Source organism: Pseudomonas jilinensis (assembly GCF_003586265.1).
In the GTDB taxonomy this organism is placed as follows: Bacteria; Pseudomonadota; Gammaproteobacteria; order Pseudomonadales; family Pseudomonadaceae; genus Halopseudomonas; species Halopseudomonas phragmitis.
The window spans coordinates 45,435-58,530 of record NZ_QJSA01000004.1; the positions used below are offsets into that span (position 1 = coordinate 45,435).

Here is a 13,096-nt window from a genome sequence, read left to right on the forward strand (position 1 = left end):
CATGCTGAAAGTTTTCCAAGGTTGGGTGCACCGTTATTTCTCCCAGGAAGAGGCTGTGGTCCTGGCTGTGGTACTGGGACTTGGCTTTAGCATCATCATTTTCTTTGGTGGAATGCTGGCACCGCTGTTGACCGGCTTGGTGCTGGCTTATTTGCTGCAGGGGATGGTCATGTTGCTCAAGCGCTGGCACATGCCGCATTGGCTGGCGGTGTGGACGGTGTTTTTGCTGTTCCTCGGTGGGCTGGGTGCCCTGTTCGGTGTTGTGGTGCCATTGGTCTGGAAGCAGATGCTCAATCTGTTCAATGAGCTGCCGCGAATGTCCAACGAATGGCAGGATCAGTTGATGCACCTGCCGGAACGTTATCCGGCGCTGGTGTCGGAAGAGCAGATCGTGCGCATGATCAATACTGCCAGTGGTGAGCTTGGGCAGTTGGGGCAGTGGGTGCTGTCCCAGTCATTGGCCAGTCTGCCGATGCTGGTGAATATCCTGGTCTATCTGGTGTTGGTACCGATTCTGGTGTTCTTCTTTCTGATGGACAGCAGCAAGATTCGTGACTGGATGGTCAACTACCTGCCGCGTGAACGTCGCTTGATGTCGGAAGTCTGGACCGAGATGAATCAGCAGATTGCCAACTACATTCGCGGCAAGGTGGTGGAGATCATCATTGTTGGTGCCGTGACCTATGTTTGCTTTGCCATCCTCAAGGTCAACTATGCCGCTCTTTTGGCCGTGGTGGTCGGTCTGTCGGTGCTGGTGCCTTATATTGGCGCGGCGGTAGCGACCATTCCGATTGCGTTGATCGGGCTGTTTCAGTGGGGGTTGGGCAACGAGTTCATGGTGCTGATGATCGTCTATGCGGTGATTCAGGCGCTGGATGGCAATGTGCTGGTGCCGGTGCTGTTTTCCGAGGCGGTCAACCTGCATCCGGTGGCGATCATTGCCGCTGTGTTGATTTTTGGCGGGTTATGGGGGTTCTGGGGGATCTTCTTCGCCATTCCGCTGGCGACTCTGTTCAAGGCTGTGCTTTATGCCTGGCCCAAAGGGGTCGAGGCGGTCAGTGAGGGAGCGCCACCTGAAGAAGAGTGAAGTGCTGGCCTGACATCCAGGCCAGCAGGCTTGTGGTTACAGTGAGCGAACTGCCTCCAGAACCTCAGCCACATGCCCGGCAACCTTGACCTTGCGCCACTCCCGGCGTAGCACGCCCTGGGCGTCGATCAGGAAGGTGCTGCGCTCAATGCCTTCGTATTGCTTGCCGTACATCTGCTTGAGCTTGATCACGTCGAACAGGCGGCACAGTTGTTCTTCAGGATCGCTGATCAGCTCGAATGGAAAGCTGTGCTTGGCGCGGAAGTTTTCGTGGGTACGCAGGCTGTCTTTGGATACCCCGAAGATTACCGCTCCGGCCTTTTGGAACTCGGCATGCAGATCTCGAAAGTCCTGACCCTCGGTAGTGCAGCCGGGAGTGTTGTCCTTGGGGTAGAAGTAGATCACTACCTTCTTGCCGGCCAGGCTTGCCGGGCTGACTTCCTGTTGGCTGGTGGCTTGAGCGCTGAAGTCGGGAATCTGCTTGTCCAGAGTAATGCTCATCGGTGTGCTGCCTCTCAGTGAAGGGGACGCCAGGGTTCTATCACGGCATCAAGGTTGAGTTCATCACAGAAATCGAGGAACTGTTCGCGCAGCCAGCTCAACTGAGTTTTGGCCGGGATGGCGATGGTCAGGGTCAGATTGAGCATCGCGGTGCCAGTATGCTGGGCCTGATAGGTGAAGCTGTAAAATTCTTCGATGTCGATGCCAAGCTGCTGGAAGAAGGCGCAGAGCTCGCCGATCAGCTCCGGGCGCTGGGCGGCGGTAACGAACACGTTGTAGGGCAGAGCCTGAGGGCGCTCGACCAGGCTTTGGCTACGGCTCATGGATACCGTGAAGTGTTCGCGCTTGGCCAGTGGCGGCAGTAGGCTTTCGAGTCGGGCTAGGGCGTCCCAGTTACCGCTGACCTGCAGCAGCAGAGCGGTGGTAGTGCCATGGCGGCTCATGCGGCTGCTGACAATCAGGCAGCGCTGCTCTAGGCACAGCCGGGTCAGGAGGCTGGCCAGGACCGTGGTCTGCTGGCCCATGGCGTTGATGACCAGGTACTGTTCCCGTTGGCTGGGCGGTGTTGACATGCGGTTCCTCGAACAGATGATCGCAGCTTGAGGCTGCGTTGGGTTTAATGCGCTATTGTCCTCGTCCCGGATGCCGGGTTCAACCATCGGATGAATCGCCCGCCCAGAGGCGCTTTGCCGCTGTCGGCACCTTGTGCTGGATGGATGGCGAAAGTACCATTGCCTATTCACGATTTAAGCGGAGCAGTTGCATGATCTCAGGCAGCCTTGTGGCGCTGGTTACCCCCATGGATTCGCGTGGTGAATTGGATTGGCAAGCCTTGGAGCGGCTGATCGATTTTCACCTCGACCAAGGGACCGACGGTATCGTAGCGGTGGGTACCACCGGCGAGTCGGCCACCTTGGACATGGACGAGCACAAGGAAGCCATTCGGCGGGTGGTGGATCAGGTTGCCGGGCGAATTCCGGTAATTGCCGGCACTGGAGCTAACTCCACTCGTGAGGCGGTCGAGTTGACCGAAGCGGCGCGCAGCGTCGGTGCCGATGCCTGCCTGCTGGTGACCCCTTATTACAACAAGCCGACCCAGGAAGGTTTGTATCAGCATCATCGCTTCATCGCCGAGGCTGTGGCGATTCCGCAGATTCTGTATAACGTGCCGGGGCGCACGGCCTGCGACATGTTGCCGGAAACCGTCGAGCGTTTGGCCGATGTGCCGAATATCGTTGGCATCAAGGAAGCCACGGGTGACCTGCAACGTGCCAGGGAACTGATTGACCGGGTCGGCCAGCGTATTGCGGTCTACTCGGGAGATGATGCCACCGCCGTCGAACTTATGCTGATGGGCGGCAAGGGTAATATTTCCGTGACAGCCAACGTCGCACCAAAGGCCATGCATGACCTGTGCATGGCTGCTCTGGCTGGCGACGCCGATAGCGCACGGCAAATCAATGACAGCCTGATGCCTTTGCATAAGGCTCTGTTTATCGAATCCAACCCGATCCCGGTCAAATGGGTTTTGCATGAAATGGGGCTGATCAGCGATGGCCTGCGTTTGCCGTTGACGCCGTTGAGTGCACGCTGCCATGAACCGGTACGCGAGGCCATGCGCCAGTGCGGCCTGTTGTAATACGGGATTAATGATGTCGACCAAGGAACTCTCTATGAAGCCTGTGCTGGGTGCACTGACGCTGGTAACGCTGGGCAGCCTGAGCGGCTGTGGTTATTTTTTCGGCGAAGACGGTTATTTCCGTGACCGTGGTGGCGATTACCAGGCGGCGGTGATCGAACCGCGCATGACTGTCCCCGCCGGGGTTGAGAGCAAACCCATTGGCGATCTGTTGCCAGTACCTGGCCGGGTTGAGCCTGGTCCGGGAGGCAAGTTCCAGACTCCACGTCCCCAGGCTCTGATGGTCACGGCGGATACGTCGGATTTCTCCCTGCAGCAAAATGGCCCTAATCGCTGGTTGCTGGCTCAGCGTACGCCGGTCGAGGCCTGGCCATTGGTGCGCCAGTTCTTCAGTGATTATCAGGTGCCGCTGAGCGGCGAAAATCCGCGGCTGGGTGAGCTGGAAACATCGGGTCTGGTTTTCGATCAGCAGGCTGAAAACCCGCTGGTGCGGCGCCTGGTGCCGGCAGTGGGGCCGAACCGCCGGACCGATGGTCAAGAACAGCGTTTCCGTTTGCGCATTGAGCCGGGCGTACAGTCGGGCACCAGTGAAATTCAGGTTGTGCACACCAGTCGCAGCCAGGGCAGCACCTTGAACAGTTGGCCTGAGCGCTCGGATAACCCCAACCTTGAGCGGGCTCTGCTGGCCGAGTTGGAAAGCTATCTGAGCCAGTCGGCCGACAGCGATTCGGCTTCTCTGGTAGCCGCTCAGGGCATGGGCCAGAGTGATCGGGTGACCCTGGAGCAGGATGGTGCCGGCAATCCGGTGCTGAACATGCAGACCGACTTCAACCGGGCCTGGGCTGCTGTGGGTGAAGCACTCAATCGGGCGGACGTACTGGTCAGCGATATCAACCGCAGCGCTGGCGTCTACTATGTCGACCTCGAACAGCGCGCCAGCCAACAGCAACGCAAGCGCGGCTTTTTCGCCCGTATGTTCGGTCGCGACAAGCCGCAGGAAAGCGCCAGTGAAGAGCGGATTCAGGTACGTCTGACCCCGGTGGCCAACCGTGTTCAAGTGACCGTTGAGAAGAGTATCGACACCGCTGCAGATGCGGCTGAGGCCCGTCAACTGCTTGAGCGGATTCGCAACAACCTGACGTGAGGTTAGGAGGCTTGGGGTGCGTTATTGTTCACTGGGTAGTGGCAGTCGTGGCAATGCCACCCTGGTCGAGCAGGGCAACACCCGGCTACTGATAGATTGCGGTTTCAGTCTGCGCAGCACCGAACAGCGATTGGCGGCCGCCGGGCTCAGCCCCCGGCAACTTACCGCGATTCTGGTAACCCATGAGCACAGTGACCATATTCAGGGCGTTGAGCGACTGGCTCGACGTTATGGGTTGCCAGTGTTCATGACTGCCGGTACGGCAAGGGCACTGGATGTTGGCAGTCTGGCAGTTGAGCGCATTGCCCTGGACCGTGACCTTGAGATTGGCGAGTTGCGCATCACCCCGGTTGCGGTACCCCACGATGCGCGTGAACCCTGTCAGTTTGTTTTCGACAACGGCCAGGCGCGACTCGGGGTACTCAGTGATACCGGCACCATTACGCCTTGGATTACCGAGTGCTACAGTGGAGTCGATGCGCTGTTTCTGGAAGCCAACTACGACCCGCAGATGCTTGCCGCCGGGCCTTACCCGGCGAGTTTGAAGGCTCGGGTAGGCGGTGAGCTTGGGCATTTGAGTAACCAGCAGGCCGCCGGCCTGCTGGAGAGTATTGACCGGAGCGCGCTGCGGCATGTGGCCGTTGCGCATATCAGCGAGAAAAATAACCGCCCGGAACTGGCCCTTGGTGAATTGTCCCGGGTGCTGGCGGGCTGGCAGGGGCAGTTGCTACTAGCCATGCAGGATCAGGGGCTGCCTTGGCAGGACCTCAGTCAACTTAATCATCACCATTTTGCGGACAGCGGGAGCCGGTAATGGAAAAACGCAATGAACTGTATCGCGGCAAGGCCAAATCGGTTTTCACCACCGATGATCCGGATCGTCTGATCCTGCTGTTCCGCAATGACACCTCAGCTTTCGACGGCAAGAAGATCGAGCAGCTCGAGCGCAAGGGTATGGTCAACAACCGCTTCAATGCCTTCATTATGCAGAAGCTGGAAGAGGCTGGCGTCCCCACCCAGTTTGACCGTCTGCTCTCCGATACCGAATGTCTGGTCAAGAAGCTCGACATGATTCCGGTTGAGTGTGTAGTGCGCAATTTCGCCGCCGGCAGCCTGGTCAAACGGCTGGGCGTTGAGGAAGGCATGGCGCTGACGCCGCCGACCTTCGAGCTGTTCCTCAAGGACGACGCCAAGGGTGACCCTTTCATCAACGCTTCCCACGTCTTCGCCTTTGGCTGGGCGACTCCCGAGCAACTGGCGCGCATGGAAGAGTTGACCCGCAAGGTCAACGAAGTGCTGAACAAACTGTTTGATGACGCCGGCCTGCTGCTGGTTGATTTCAAGCTGGAGTTTGGCCTGTTCCACGGCGAGATCGTTCTGGGTGACGAATTCAGTCCGGACGGTTGCCGTCTGTGGGACAAGGAAACCCGCAAGAAGATGGACAAGGATCGCTTCCGTCAAGGGCTGGGCGGCGTCATCGAGGCTTATGAAGAAGTGGCTCAGCGCTTGGGCGTGCCTCTGGCTTGATCGGGCTTCGCAGATGCTGGCAAAGCTGGTATGATGCGCGCCACTTGGAGAGGTGCCGGAGTGGCCGAACGGGACGGATTCGAAATCCGTTGTACGGGTAACCGTACCTAGGGTTCAAATCCCTATCTCTCCGCCAAATCAAACAAAAGGGCTCGGCTTACGCCGGGCCCTTTTGTTTTGTCTTGAAATAGCCTGTTTTCCAGTCTGCACAACACATCATTTCTCTGGGCGAATGTACCCGTGCGCGATAATTGACGCACCCGTGCGCGATAATTGTCCTTGCCGAATTGTTTCACATACGGCAAAAGAATTGCCAAATCATGGTGGCGGCGGGTTGGTATGGTTGAACTGCCACCGCTGCCTCTGCCAACTCTCAACCCCGCCTCGCACTGACCACACTTCAGCGATGATCTGCCCCTCGTATGTGGTTGTCAGGGTTGCTGTGGTGCCGCTGATACCTGTCTCGCTATCCAATACCGCACTGGTATCAGCGCGCAGCAGCCGACAGCTATAAGTCGTGCCAGCTTCGGGGCCGATGCTACCCAGAGTGGTGTCAATCAGCTGATCAGCCTGCCCCAACCTGTCACGGTGTGCCCATGCCAATACCACGTCACCCTCAATGCTGCTCGGCCAACTACTACCGCCAATGGTGAGTTGCGCTGGAGGATACGGCCGGCCCTGGCGGCCGATCAGTGCCAGGCTATCGGTACCGGCTAGACTCGGGTCCAGTTGGCCGATGCTGGTGTTCGTCAGCAGCCGGGCCTGCATAGTGACACCCGAGGAGTACTCCGTTTCGTCCGCGCCCTCAAATCCATCATAAAACCAGATCCGCGCCCCGGCCGCGTGCTGCACCGGCACTGTATCCGCGCACCCTCGGCCCAGCGTGATTGCGCCAGACACCAGGTCAATCGCATCAACCCTCACGATCTCATCATTGAGTAGCGCAGCCTGGCCCAGAGTGACGCGCTCAATGTCGATACCTCCAGTCAGCGTGGCTGTAGTCGCATTGATGCTGAGCGCACTCACCAGTTGGGCGGTTGGACACCAGTCGGCGCTATCACGATCAACGAAGGCTCCGCTACTCCCCGGCCGGGTAGTTAGGTTGTAGCTCAGAGAGAGTCCGCTTGGCTTAGCCGCCACGGATGACAGCCAGGCGGCTGAGACATCAACCAATGCCAGGTTGGCTGGGTCTATCAGGCCAGCCAGTTCGCGATATGGCACCTCCATCAACCGCCGCAAGGCAATGGGCTGTGGGGTGCGATCAGGCGGCACGTAGCCGCTGGGTGGAACCTTGATGAACGGTGTGGCCGGCAGCCCGAAGACATCCTGCAGGGCAGTGATAGTAATAGCCCCAGCCCCAACCGTACCGTCCTCAATCCTACCGGCCCGCACAACAACCTCATTGATGCCACGCTTTAACGACCGGATGCGGAATGGATCGGCAGCCCCGATGCCTGCACCACGGCGATCAAGGCGGACCTTGTACTTGCGCAGGTTGCTAGCGCGAACACGCATATCACGTTGCACCACCCTGGCCGCTAAGTCGGCGGTCGGAATGCCTGGGTAGTTCACAGTCTCGGCAGAGGGTCCGCCATGCAACTGAGCCAGCGCCTGGTTAACGGCACGAGCGCGCCGGGTCTCGCCACTGACAGCATCCGTATACTCGACATATAACTGGCTGGGGGCGATCAGTGTGCTGCTGGTTTCATCCTCTTCAATGCTCAGAAGACCGCTGTCCTCGTCGAACAGAGGCAGATCCTCGACGTTGTAGTCGTCCCTGATTAGTTTGAGCGTGATCAAGCCCGTGTTGCGATCAGGGCCACAGTAAGCTCCGATATGGTCACAGATCTGGTCACGAAAATCCGCCAGCGACCCCGCCGAACGCTTCCAACTGATGCACAGCCCGAATCCCTCGTTATAAAGTGTCAACGCCGCAGCCCGGAATGCATTGTCATCCAGCATTGAACGGTCAACACCCAGACCGTTCTCCCGGTTTGTGTAGACCTCATAAAGGATATGCGCCGGGTTCATTGCCCGCACCTGGCCATCGAGCAGATCAATTGCGCAGGTTTCCGGGTACCACACAGAGCCATCCCAACCGTTCATACGCCGGTATCTCAACAGCTCCCAGGGCTTAGGGTATGGGTTAATGGATGTCACCAACCCCGAATAGAAAAAACCGGCAAAACCACGAAAATTAGGCACCAGGTTGTTACCCAGGGCTGTTGCCAGCCGAGTGTTGAGAGCCTGACTCTCATCCCCCATCATTAAGTCAAATTGCCCCTGGATACCGCCTTCACCCTTGTCACCACCAAACAGATTGGGCTCATTGATATGAATTGTCTGGCTGCTTGTCGCATTACCTGACCAGGCTGTTTTGCCGCTCGCCCGTATCGCCAGCAGTCCGTCAATGGCCTTGGCGATACCTCCGTGAATATCAAAGCTGTAGCGAAAACCAACCGTCTGTGCTTTAGGCTTGGCTCCCATTTTGGGCCTCCTCTATGCTGCGGGCATGCTCGACCAGGTGTAGAGCCAGAGCATTACCCGTTGCCACCAACACCTCGGCATCAATGCCATTACGCACAAAGTCCAGCCAGTCGAGTCCATGTTCTGCGAAGAATGCCCGCGACTGCCTGGCGCAGTAGCCCGTCCTGGTTGTCCAGGTAGGCACGGTATGCAGGTGCTGGATAGTCACAACCAGCCCGCTCACTTCTTACTCCCCTTCACCTTAATCGCCTGGCTGCGCTGGTTGCGCACAGCAAGAACCATCCAGCCCTTAGCCCACACCTGGCCAAAGACCCATTCCTTCTCAGTGCCCTCGTCACAGCGCGGGAAATCGAAGTCCTGAAAGGCTGCCGGTTTAGGTTTCGGGGGCTTGGGCTGGGTAGCCTGGTTGATCAGGTAAGAGGCCACCAGAATTGCTATCTGTACCCACATATCAGAACACCTGCTCGCCGTCGAAGGGGCTTTTTCCGTCCATTTGGGGCACAGCCCGCATGTTCGGCAAATTGTTGAACTTGTCTTGACACGTCGATGCAAAAAAATCGCAGCCGGGATACGCACGGATAGCCATATTTGGCGCCAGAGCCAGAGTCCCACCCAGCAGTGTTAGAGTGCTGCCGGTGTGATGCTCAATCGTGCGACTGTCGTACTCGCCCTGGCCAATCTGCCATTCCACCCAACCACCGTTAAACCAACCGTCGGGGTAGGATGCAAACGTGCCGCTACTGATCGATGCACCTGTCAGTGTTTGGATAGTGGTTTCTACGCGGTGCACGTTCATATCGACCTTGCACCAGGGCGAACCCAGATACGTTGTGCACGCACGGCTGAATGTGTCTACCAGCCCCGGTCGATCCAGCTCGGCGTCAATGTCCTGGCAGGTAATTGCACATTGATCCGGGCTCGGCCAGCGTACACTGGCGATTGCGCCACTGTAGCGCCACTTTCGCTCAGCCTCACCGTAGTGGCCATCGTGGATAATCAGGCCAATCTTCGCGCTTGGCAGACTGTTGCGAAACGGCTGTGCAACATCGATGTCTGCCGGCGCCGTAATAATCAGCGAGTCCTGCCTCGCGACACCGCTCTGGCGGATGCCGTTGTCACTGATGCCTCCACGCACTGTGCGGAACACCTGGGTACCCACGGCCACGTCACGGTCACAGCTGACATACAACCAGCGCATCACACCGCGACGGAACTCGTAGAAGCGGATCGGCGCGCCGGCGGCCAGCGAGCGCTCGCGGCTGTCAAAACTCATCGTCCCGCTCCTCCCTGAATGCCGTGGCCCAGGCAGCGACACCTTCACTGTCAGTCATATGCTCGATCTCCTGAGTGTCACTCTCGAAACGCATCAGGTTCATCCAGCTGATGCGCGCCACCTGTTGTGGCTGCACCTCAATGCCTAGAGCGCTATCGAGACCGACCCGCTCAACCAGGCCATCGATCTCAGTCGAACCGATCAAACGACGCATGAACACAGATCCATCCCACAGCTCAATGCGGATATCAGACCGCCCTGGTTTGCCAGCCCCAAACCGGGTGTAGCCAATGTTCTCTATGTCTATCGTTGTGGACACTGACGAGATCGTCGCAACTACTGTCAGGTCATCCATATGCGTCGGCACCCACACAACTTTTTGCGTGCCACACATCCCATAGATGAACGATCGCACCAACGCTCTGGCGGCGCGACCGAGGTCCAGGTGGCGCTGGCCAAGCACCTGCAGGGCGCGACGGGCAGTGTCAGTGATAAGCGGCTGGGCAAAACCGCTATCAACTGTCGAACGCATCCGCTCAGCGGAATGCTGGAGAAACTCAGAATCATCCGGCCGCCGATCCCATACCGGGAAGCCTCTATACAGGGTGCCGGGGAGCCACTCGGGCCACTCACATGGCTCGACGATAAGAAAGCGTACCTCTGCCTCAATCAGCCGGTCTGTGAGCTTTGACAGCGCCGGCTCTTCCATCAGTTGAGCCGCACGAGCGGGGTACAGCCGCGATCCTGCAGGCCAAGCAAGCTGGGTATTGCGCTTGAGCTGCAAGCCGGTGCTGAGTACTTCCAGAATCTCCACCGTCTCAGACGTGAATGCATCCTCTCCGCGCAGCATCGCCATACCGCCATTACGAAAATCTAGGTGCTCAGTGCTGCAGGGGATGAAATCGACATCTGCTGCGATACCGACTTCCAGCAGTTGAATGTCAGGCCAGACAGGCATCGACCAAATGCGATCGCTCCAGCCGAACAGGCTCACGTCGAGCAACTGCCGCTCACGTCCATCTGCGTACATAGGGCCGCTGAACTCGCGCCGTGGCGCCAAGCGTAGGCGCCGCCGCTGACTGACCGCCGATTCGCTCTGCAAAATATCCGTCAGCGCCGTCAGACGCTCGCGAATCCCGTCGCCCCAATCAGGCACAAACGTCCAGGCGATGATCCTGTTAGCTGTAATGCGCAAACCGGCTGATCGGCCGTTATCAAACTCCCACGACACGACAGTATCTAGGACCGGTTGCCCATCAGGCGTGACCGTAACCTGCCAGTCCCGTTCCTGCAGCGCTTGAAACAGCAGCGGCGGCGCCGGCTGACCACCAACCTCAATCCCTTCATCCAGCCCCGTGATTGAGTTCAGCGTTTGAGGTATCAGGTATGCATTCCAAACCCCAACCGGCGTCGTTTGAGTTGAAACGACATTGCCTAGATCCAGCTGCTGAGGACTGATGTGTATACGGTGGTACCAGTCGTCGACGTGGGCGCGCAGGTGACGCCCGGTCAGCACTCGACCATTAGCCGCCACCGGCCACTGGGCCATCAGTGTCGCTTGCCCGGCGCGCTGGGTATCGCTGACGTAGGGCGATGGATCAAACTGGTTAACCCAGCCGTACCCCCAGTGATCCGTTGTCAGATTCGGATTGTCTATGCCGCCCTGGATCGTGCGCATCATTTGACCGTTGAGAGCGACCACGACTACGGCCCCTCATAGCGTACGGCCCAGCCCAGTGTACCTGTGTGCGGAGCAGGTACACTGCTGCCGTCACGCGCGGCTGAATTCTTTCTGTAAAACGGCAGGACCATCCACCTATCACCGCCGATCTGTATCACCTCTCCAGGGGCGTAGTTGTCGACCCGCGTATATCGAGCGTGCTCGAGATCAACCGTTATGCTCAGCCGGTTTGAGGGCCTGACTTTATATGCGCGTATGGGCAGCAGCACCGCTTCGCTGTTCCAGTTGTTCGGCAGCAGGCCAGGCAGGGGCACAGCTGGTCTTATACCGACAGGGGGCGCACCGAGCGATTGCCCCGACCACCAGCCCTGCCCGTCAAGGTTCGAGTGCACCCAGTAGTCATTAGCTGTAGCATTCCCGCCGACATTGTCGCGCCAGAATATGCCCGGGCAGCCGTAGAAGAAAGACGCGGCCGGTCCACCGGTAGGTTGCATAGCCGGATCATTGCCAGCAAGCGCATGTACCGATGCCGCCACCCACATGCCTGTCCCAGGTAAGCCAGCCACAGTTGATTGTCCAAATGCGCACCACAGGTAGAAGTCCACGCCGAACCTAATAACGCAGTAAACCTCTGCATCGAAAATAAAGAACATGTACTCAACGGGCCATGTGATAGCAGTCCCCATCTGGCCCATGCGTACAATACTGGGTGCATCGCCTGCTCCTGCGCTCGTGCGGCCCAGCAGCGTTAAATAGCCACTGACAATCTGCAGGCGTAAAAACATCGAGCCCTTGCTCAACATCTCATTAGAGCCATTCCAGGCCCACCCCTCGGTCACGCATGCGTCAACAAACGCAGCGCGCACTGCCGCCATATCATTCGCTGAGCCACTATAGAAACCCATCAGTCCATCCTCAGTGCGTAGTAATCGGTATGCCCGGTGCGCCAGACGTCCTGGATCACAACGTAATCCACCTCGTCGATGGTCAGGGTGTTTTCCACTGCATTGTCGAATCCGCTGATATAGAAGATGCCGTCCAGCGCGCCCCAGATGTTCGCGCTGTTATCGTGCAGCTCAACTGGCAACAAGTTATAGACACCGCCCGTGTCTCGTAAGTTTGTATTAGCCGCCGACGCGCCAGTACCTGCTATATAGCTATTGCCCCAGGGATAACAGCGAGGCTGCACCCAGCCGTCGTTACTGCGCAGCGCCATGGCTACTGTATTGCCCCTGAAATAGCCCGAGTGCGCTGTATCGCTGAATCGGGTCGCTGCAGCACCTGCCAGCATGCCGCCGCACACCACAGGGTACGGGTACTGACTGGGCCGGCCATAGGGCAGCATCTTGCCGACGTAGCAGCTCTCGTATACCGGTGTACCCACCTTCATCGCTAGCGCGATACGCTGTGCTGTGAGTGTCAGCCAGTAGTCGATCCTCTGGTTGTGTGCGGGGACGCCGCTCAGACGGGCACCTGGTTGAGTATCGAACGAGTTGCCCGCCACATAGCCGGTGAACACGCCGGCCAGTAGGTTGTAATAGTCAGCGTCAGGATTCTGATACGTCCGAAACCCAACAAAGATTTCCTCTTCACCCGAGTAGCCCACCCCTTTCAGGATCAGCTCCCGGTTATCGATCGACGTGTCATACCGCAACACTTGCCAACCGTTATCAGCGGCAAAATCCCTGATGGTCTCAAGCATCGCGTAATGCGCCAGCATGCTTGTGTTATCGACGAAACCTATATCGTGTGGCATA

At 58.2% G+C, this 13,096-nt stretch carries 14 protein-coding genes and 1 tRNA gene; 6 read left to right on the forward strand and 9 right to left on the reverse strand.

Annotated elements, in window-relative coordinates:
• Position 1 precedes the first annotated feature (1 nt).
• Positions 2-1,087 carry an AI-2E family transporter gene (locus tag C2846_RS05230; protein ID WP_080049940.1) on the forward strand — a complete coding sequence of 362 codons (1,086 nt, stop codon included), beginning with the start codon at positions 2-4 and terminating at the stop codon, positions 1,085-1,087.
• Between the two features lie 36 nt (positions 1,088-1,123).
• On the opposite strand, the gene C2846_RS05235 is transcribed toward C2846_RS05230, so the two are convergent.
• Positions 1,124-1,588, reverse strand: coding sequence for a peroxiredoxin (locus C2846_RS05235; protein WP_080049941.1), 465 nt, complete (start codon positions 1,586-1,588; stop codon positions 1,124-1,126).
• Between the two features lie 14 nt (positions 1,589-1,602).
• The gene (locus tag C2846_RS05240; protein ID WP_080049942.1) at positions 1,603-2,160 is read right to left on the reverse strand and encodes a glycine cleavage system transcriptional repressor; all 558 of its coding nucleotides are present in this window, start codon (positions 2,158-2,160) and stop codon (positions 1,603-1,605) included.
• 191 nt (positions 2,161-2,351) lie between these two features.
• Between C2846_RS05240 and dapA the strand changes: the two genes are divergently transcribed.
• From dapA to C2846_RS05265, 5 genes are all read left to right on the forward strand, one after another.
• Entirely contained in the window at positions 2,352-3,227 is an 876-nt protein-coding gene (gene dapA / locus C2846_RS05245; protein ID WP_119700869.1) for a 4-hydroxy-tetrahydrodipicolinate synthase, read from the forward strand.
• Between the two features lie 34 nt (positions 3,228-3,261).
• Positions 3,262-4,371 carry an outer membrane protein assembly factor BamC gene (gene bamC, locus C2846_RS05250; RefSeq protein WP_119700870.1) on the forward strand — a complete coding sequence of 370 codons (1,110 nt, stop codon included), beginning with the start codon at positions 3,262-3,264 and terminating at the stop codon, positions 4,369-4,371.
• 16 nt (positions 4,372-4,387) lie between these two features.
• Positions 4,388-5,185 carry an MBL fold metallo-hydrolase gene (locus tag C2846_RS05255; RefSeq protein ID WP_080049945.1) on the forward strand — a complete coding sequence of 266 codons (798 nt, stop codon included), beginning with the start codon at positions 4,388-4,390 and terminating at the stop codon, positions 5,183-5,185.
• Positions 5,185-5,898 carry a phosphoribosylaminoimidazolesuccinocarboxamide synthase gene (gene purC / locus C2846_RS05260; protein ID WP_080049946.1) on the forward strand — a complete coding sequence of 238 codons (714 nt, stop codon included), beginning with the start codon at positions 5,185-5,187 and terminating at the stop codon, positions 5,896-5,898. The genes C2846_RS05255 and purC overlap by 1 nt, the downstream gene beginning before the upstream one ends.
• Before the next feature lie 46 nt (positions 5,899-5,944).
• A tRNA-Ser gene (locus tag C2846_RS05265) sits at positions 5,945-6,034 on the forward strand.
• A gap of 182 nt (positions 6,035-6,216) precedes the next feature.
• On the opposite strand, the gene C2846_RS05270 is transcribed toward C2846_RS05265, so the two are convergent.
• Genes C2846_RS05270 through C2846_RS05300 form a run of 7 tightly spaced genes read right to left on the reverse strand, consistent with a single transcriptional unit; the run spans position 6,217 to position 13,095 of the window.
• A complete protein-coding gene (locus C2846_RS05270) occupies positions 6,217-8,385 on the reverse strand; it encodes a phage tail protein (RefSeq protein WP_119700871.1) in 2,169 nt (722 codons plus the stop codon).
• A complete protein-coding gene (locus C2846_RS05275) occupies positions 8,369-8,599 on the reverse strand; it encodes a hypothetical protein (protein ID WP_119701000.1) in 231 nt (76 codons plus the stop codon). Before C2846_RS05275 ends, C2846_RS05270 begins: the two co-directional genes overlap by 17 nt.
• A 5-nt stretch (positions 8,600-8,604) precedes the next feature.
• The gene (locus C2846_RS05280; RefSeq protein WP_119700872.1) at positions 8,605-8,835 is read right to left on the reverse strand and encodes a hypothetical protein; all 231 of its coding nucleotides are present in this window, start codon (positions 8,833-8,835) and stop codon (positions 8,605-8,607) included.
• Position 8,836: 1 nt separating this feature from the next.
• Positions 8,837-9,658 carry a phage BR0599 family protein gene (locus C2846_RS05285; protein ID WP_119700873.1) on the reverse strand — a complete coding sequence of 274 codons (822 nt, stop codon included), beginning with the start codon at positions 9,656-9,658 and terminating at the stop codon, positions 8,837-8,839.
• On the reverse strand, positions 9,648-11,360 hold the full coding sequence (locus C2846_RS05290; RefSeq protein WP_119700874.1) for a hypothetical protein: 1,713 nt from the start codon (positions 11,358-11,360) through the stop codon (positions 9,648-9,650). Before C2846_RS05290 ends, C2846_RS05285 begins: the two co-directional genes overlap by 11 nt.
• 2 nt (positions 11,361-11,362) lie before the next feature.
• The gene (locus tag C2846_RS05295; protein ID WP_119700875.1) at positions 11,363-12,244 is read right to left on the reverse strand and encodes a hypothetical protein; all 882 of its coding nucleotides are present in this window, start codon (positions 12,242-12,244) and stop codon (positions 11,363-11,365) included.
• Positions 12,244-13,095 (reverse strand): hypothetical protein, encoded by an 852-nt coding sequence (locus tag C2846_RS05300; RefSeq protein WP_119700876.1) that lies wholly within the window; start codon positions 13,093-13,095, stop codon positions 12,244-12,246. Before C2846_RS05300 ends, C2846_RS05295 begins: the two co-directional genes overlap by 1 nt.
• Position 13,096: the final 1 nt, after the last annotated feature.

Excerpts from the sequence above, each read along its gene's own strand:
- C2846_RS05295 (WP_119700875.1), bottom strand. The coding sequence starts at position 12,244 with ATGGGTTTCTATAGTGGCTCAGCGAATGATATGGCGGCAGTGCGCGCT.
- purC (WP_080049946.1), top strand. The coding sequence starts at position 5,185 with ATGGAAAAACGCAATGAACTGTATCGCGGCAAGGCCAAATCGGTTTTC.
- dapA (WP_119700869.1), top strand. The coding sequence starts at position 2,352 with ATGATCTCAGGCAGCCTTGTGGCGCTGGTTACCCCCATGGATTCGCGT.
- C2846_RS05235 (WP_080049941.1), bottom strand. The coding sequence starts at position 1,588 with ATGAGCATTACTCTGGACAAGCAGATTCCCGACTTCAGCGCTCAAGCC.
- bamC (WP_119700870.1), top strand. The coding sequence starts at position 3,262 with ATGAAGCCTGTGCTGGGTGCACTGACGCTGGTAACGCTGGGCAGCCTG.
- C2846_RS05285 (WP_119700873.1), bottom strand. The coding sequence starts at position 9,658 with ATGAGTTTTGACAGCCGCGAGCGCTCGCTGGCCGCCGGCGCGCCGATC.
- C2846_RS05270 (WP_119700871.1), bottom strand. The coding sequence starts at position 8,385 with ATGGGAGCCAAGCCTAAAGCACAGACGGTTGGTTTTCGCTACAGCTTT.
- C2846_RS05230 (WP_080049940.1), top strand. The coding sequence starts at position 2 with ATGCTGAAAGTTTTCCAAGGTTGGGTGCACCGTTATTTCTCCCAGGAA.
- C2846_RS05240 (WP_080049942.1), bottom strand. The coding sequence starts at position 2,160 with ATGTCAACACCGCCCAGCCAACGGGAACAGTACCTGGTCATCAACGCC.
- C2846_RS05300 (WP_119700876.1), bottom strand. The coding sequence starts at position 13,095 with ATGCCACACGATATAGGTTTCGTCGATAACACAAGCATGCTGGCGCAT.
- C2846_RS05280 (WP_119700872.1), bottom strand. The coding sequence starts at position 8,835 with ATGTGGGTACAGATAGCAATTCTGGTGGCCTCTTACCTGATCAACCAG.